General features: G+C 62.4%; 4 protein-coding genes. 3 read left to right on the top strand and 1 reads right to left on the bottom strand.

Annotated features, from left to right (window positions below; translation table 11 throughout):
* Positions 1 to 79 precede the first annotated feature (79 nt).
* A complete protein-coding gene (locus tag OKC31_RS21405) occupies positions 80 to 472 on the top strand; it encodes a cysteine hydrolase family protein (protein ID WP_001351729.1) in 393 nt (130 codons plus the stop codon).
* A 137-nt stretch (positions 473 to 609) separates the two neighbouring features.
* Positions 610 to 1,494 carry a DMT family transporter gene (locus OKC31_RS21400; RefSeq protein ID WP_000058717.1) on the top strand — a complete coding sequence of 295 codons (885 nt, stop codon included), beginning with the start codon at positions 610 to 612 and terminating at the stop codon, positions 1,492 to 1,494.
* A 31-nt stretch (positions 1,495 to 1,525) separates the two neighbouring features.
* On the opposite strand, the gene tet(A) is transcribed toward OKC31_RS21400, so the two are convergent.
* The gene (gene tet(A) / locus OKC31_RS21395) at positions 1,526 to 2,725 is read right to left on the bottom strand and encodes a tetracycline efflux MFS transporter Tet(A) (RefSeq protein ID WP_000804064.1); all 1,200 of its coding nucleotides are present in this window, start codon (positions 2,723 to 2,725) and stop codon (positions 1,526 to 1,528) included.
* 105 nt (positions 2,726 to 2,830) lie between these two features.
* Between tet(A) and tetR(A) the strand changes: the two genes are divergently transcribed.
* On the top strand, positions 2,831 to 3,481 hold the full coding sequence (gene tetR(A) / locus OKC31_RS21390) for a tetracycline resistance transcriptional repressor TetR(A) (RefSeq protein WP_000164043.1): 651 nt from the start codon (positions 2,831 to 2,833) through the stop codon (positions 3,479 to 3,481).
* Positions 3,482 to 3,855: the final 374 nt, after the last annotated feature.

The following is a 3,855-nucleotide window of genomic DNA, read 5'->3' as shown; positions in this document are numbered from 1 at the left end:
CCGGCACCTTGCGCAGGTTGTCGGCGTTCATCTCACGCAGGGTCTGCACGGCTGCCAGCACGCCTTGCGCGGCCGGCCCGTGCTGTTCCCCAACTTTTCGCTCGGCGAAGAGTATGAACATGCGCCGCCGGCGACGAATCGCCAAATCTCACCGTATCTCCCGAGCGGACGATTTCGCACCGGTCTGCCCGTCGAAGGGCTTGCGATCGAACGGGGCGACCTTTTCTATGCATGTCCGCGAGCCAGCGTCTTTTATGGCACGGCGCTCGACGCCGACCTTCGGACGCGCGGCGTAAGCACGCTTGTCATGGCCGGGATAAGCACCACCGGCGTTGTTCTTTCAAGCGTCGCCTGGGCTAGTGATGCGGACTACGACGTGCGTTTGGTCCAGGACTGCTGCTACGACCCGGATCGGGATGCCCACGAAGCTCTGTTGCGTTCCGGGTTCGGCGGACGTGTACAGGTCGTGTAATTTTCGGGCCTCGCATGATCGCGGCCATAGCCGCAGGTGGATTGGTGCGAGGCAGGGCCAGTCCAAGTCAGGGTGCGGTCATCGCGGCGCCTGCAACTCTCAAAAACCCATCGCCGTAGCGGAGGTCTTGTAATCGCATGTCATTACGCACGCCCGATTTATTGTTCACAGCGATAGCACCTGCCATTTGGGGCAGCACCTACATTGTCACCACCCAATACCTGCCGAACTTCTCACCGATGACGGTCGCGATGCTGCGGGCGTTGCCGGCGGGTTTATTGCTCGTGATGATCGTCCGACAGATTCCAACGGGAATCTGGTGGATGCGCATCTTCATCCTCGGCGCACTTAATATTTCGCTATTCTGGAGCTTGTTGTTTATTTCGGTCTACCGCCTGCCGGGCGGGGTCGCGGCGACGGTAGGCGCTGTGCAGCCGCTGATGGTCGTGTTCATCTCTGCCGCTCTGCTAGGTAGCCCGATACGATTGATGGCGGTCCTGGGGGCTATTTGCGGAACTGCGGGCGTGGCGCTGTTGGTGTTGACACCAAACGCAGCGCTAGATCCTGTCGGCGTCGCAGCGGGCCTGGCGGGGGCGGTTTCCATGGCGTTCGGAACCGTGCTGACCCGCAAGTGGCAACCTCCCGTGCCTCTGCTCACCTTTACCGCCTGGCAACTGGCGGCCGGAGGACTTCTGCTCGTTCCAGTAGCTTTAGTGTTTGATCCGCCAATCCCGATGCCTACAGGAACCAATGTTCTCGGCCTGGCGTGGCTCGGCCTGATCGGAGCGGGTTTAACCTACTTCCTTTGGTTCCGGGGGATCTCGCGACTCGAACCTACAGTTGTTTCCTTACTGGGCTTTCTCAGCCCGGGGACCGCCGTGTTGCTAGGATGGTTGTTCTTGGATCAGACGCTGAGTGCGCTTCAAATCATCGGCGTCCTGCTCGTGATCGGGAGTATCTGGCTGGGCCAACGTTCCAACCGCACTCCTAGGGCGCGTATAGCTTGCCGGAAGTCGCCTTGACCCGCATGGCATAGGCCTATCGTTTCCACGATCAGCGATCGGCTCGTTGCCCTGCGCCGCTCCAAAGCCCGCGACGCAGCGCCGGCAGGCAGAGCAAGTAGAGGGCAGCGCCTGCAATCCATGCCCACCCGTTCCACGTTGTTATAGAAGCCGCATAGATCGCCGTGAAGAGGAGGGGTCCGACGATCGAGGTCAGGCTGGTGAGCGCCGCCAGTGAGCCTTGCAGCTGCCCCTGACGTTCCTCATCCACCTGCCTGGACAACATTGCTTGCAGCGCCGGCATTCCGATGCCACCCGAAGCAAGCAGGACCATGATCGGGAACGCCATCCATCCCCGTGTCGCGAAGGCAAGCAGGATGTAGCCTGTGCCGTCGGCAATCATTCCGAGCATGAGTGCCCGCCTTTCGCCGAGCCGGGCGGCTACAGGGCCGGTGATCATTGCCTGGGCGAGTGAATGCAGAATGCCAAATGCGGCAAGCGAAATGCCGATCGTGGTCGCGTCCCAGTGAAAGCGATCCTCGCCGAAAATGACCCAAAGCGCGGCCGGCACCTGTCCGACAAGTTGCATGATGAAGAAGACCGCCATCAGGGCGGCGACGACGGTCATGCCCCGGGCCCACCGGAACGAAGCGAGCGGGTTGAGAGCCTCCCGGCGTAACGGCCGGCGTTCGCCTTTGTGCGACTCCGGCAAAAGGAAACAGCCCGTCAGGAAATTGAGGCCGTTCAAGGCTGCCGCGGCGAAGAACGGAGCGTGGGGGGAGAAACCGCCCATCAGCCCACCGAGCACAGGTCCCGCGACCATCCCGAACCCGAAACAGGCGCTCATGAAGCCGAAGTGCCGCGCGCGCTCATCGCCATCAGTGATATCGGCAATATAAGCGCCGGCTACCGCCCCAGTCGCCCCGGTGATGCCGGCCACGATCCGCCCGATATAGAGAACCCAAAGGAAAGGCGCCGTCGCCATGATGGCGTAGTCGACAGCAGCGCCGGCCAGCGAGACGAGCAAGACCGGCCGCCGCCCGAAACGATCCGACAGCGCGCCCAGCACAGGTGCGCAGGCAAATTGCATCAACGCATACAGCGCCAGCAGAATGCCATAGTGGGCGGTGACGTCGTTCGAGTGAACCAGATCGCGCAGGAGGCCCGGCAGCACCGGCATAATCAGGCCGATGCCGACAGCGTCGAGCGCGACAGTGCTCAGAATTACGATCAGGGGTCTGTTGGGTTTCACGTCTGGCCTCCGGACCAGCCTCCGCTGGTCCGATTGAACGCGCGGATTCTTTATCACTGATAAGTTGGTGGACATATTATGTTTATCAGTGATAAAGTGTCAAGCATGACAAAGTTGCAGCCGAATACAGTGATCCGTGCCGCCCTGGACCTGTTGAACGAGGTCGGCGTAGACGGTCTGACGACACGCAAACTGGCGGAACGGTTGGGGGTTCAGCAGCCGGCGCTTTACTGGCACTTCAGGAACAAGCGGGCGCTGCTCGACGCACTGGCCGAAGCCATGCTGGCGGAGAATCATACGCATTCGGTGCCGAGAGCCGACGACGACTGGCGCTCATTTCTGATCGGGAATGCCCGCAGCTTCAGGCAGGCGCTGCTCGCCTACCGCGATGGCGCGCGCATCCATGCCGGCACGCGACCGGGCGCACCGCAGATGGAAACGGCCGACGCGCAGCTTCGCTTCCTCTGCGAGGCGGGTTTTTCGGCCGGGGACGCCGTCAATGCGCTGATGACAATCAGCTACTTCACTGTTGGGGCCGTGCTTGAGGAGCAGGCCGGCGACAGCGATGCCGGCGAGCGCGGCGGCACCGTTGAACAGGCTCCGCTCTCGCCGCTGTTGCGGGCCGCGATAGACGCCTTCGACGAAGCCGGTCCGGACGCAGCGTTCGAGCAGGGACTCGCGGTGATTGTCGATGGATTGGCGAAAAGGAGGCTCGTTGTCAGGAACGTTGAAGGACCGAGAAAGGGTGACGATTGATCAGGACCGCTGCCGGAGCGCAACCCACTCACTACAGCAGAGCCATGTAGACAACATCCCCTCCCCCTTTCCACCGCGTCAGACGCCCGTAGCAGCCCGCTACGGGCTTTTTCATGCCCTGCCCTAGCGTCCAAGCCTCACGGCCGCGCTCGGCCTCTCTGGCGGCCTTCTGGCGCTCCTGCTGCGGCGTCCGCTCGTGGGCCGTGGCGCGGGTCCGCGCGCCGGCCTCGTGCGCCTGGCGCTCGCGGGCGAGGTCCAGGGCGGCCGTCTTCACGTTCTGCCTTGCGCAGATGAGATAGGGGAGCCCGCAGAATTCGGAAAAAATCGTACGCTAAGGTTTTCCGGGCATCCGTAAGGGCCGAAACTTCCCGTCT

Origin of the sequence: Aeromonas sp. Y293-4 (assembly GCF_027705905.1) — a bacterium.
In the GTDB taxonomy this organism is placed as follows: Bacteria; Pseudomonadota; Gammaproteobacteria; order Enterobacterales; family Aeromonadaceae; genus Aeromonas; species Aeromonas veronii.
The sequence above is the reverse complement of the archived record's forward strand: the minus strand, read 5'-3'. Positions and strand labels throughout refer to the sequence as shown.

Bases quoted from the DNA above. Each gene is read 5' to 3' on its own strand.
- OKC31_RS21400 (WP_000058717.1), top strand. From the start codon at position 610: ATGTCATTACGCACGCCCGATTTATTGTTCACAGCGATAGCACCTGCC.